We start from the raw sequence: 535 nt of genomic DNA on the forward strand, positions 1-535 counted from the left end.
TTATGCGCGTACTTTCACTCAAGGATTGGCTGTGCTGTCTTACAACGAAATTCCAGAAAACAAACAGATCAATGTGGTAGGAAACCTTGGTTAATCTTATTTCAACACACGCGATATACGAATATCTTTGTAGTCTCGCGGTACAACACATCGTCACGGACGACGATCAATTGGTATTTGAAGCACTCAAACATAATGACATCCAACACGCTTGCCAAGCCATTCGTGAAACTCAATCCGGTGAGGTGGTGTATCAACACCTCACTTTGAGATTCGGATTGCGCGGAGAGCAAAGCGTTTATCAGTTTGAGCTTTCCGAACAAATGCAATACTGCTTAGATTTGTTCAGCCTTTATCTCGCCTTACGACAAACTCAATTTCAATTAGAAGCTTTTCATCCAGATTTAATCAGCAACGTCGTCGTACCCATTCGTGTCGATGCACTGCTGTGGGATCCGGGCGTGTATTTTCTAGAGCAGATGGTTCAGTTTCACTCAGCCGCTTTCCAGCATGTCATCCCATCCTTACAAGCAGA

General features: G+C 43.9%; 1 pseudogene. It reads left to right on the forward strand.

From position 1 onward, the window contains the following. Positions 1-86: 86 nt before the first annotated feature. Positions 87-535 (forward strand): annotated as a pseudogene (locus R7Z50_RS30670) (diguanylate phosphodiesterase); the annotation flags it as partial.

Source organism: Vibrio sp. 1249-1, from assembly GCF_033340495.1.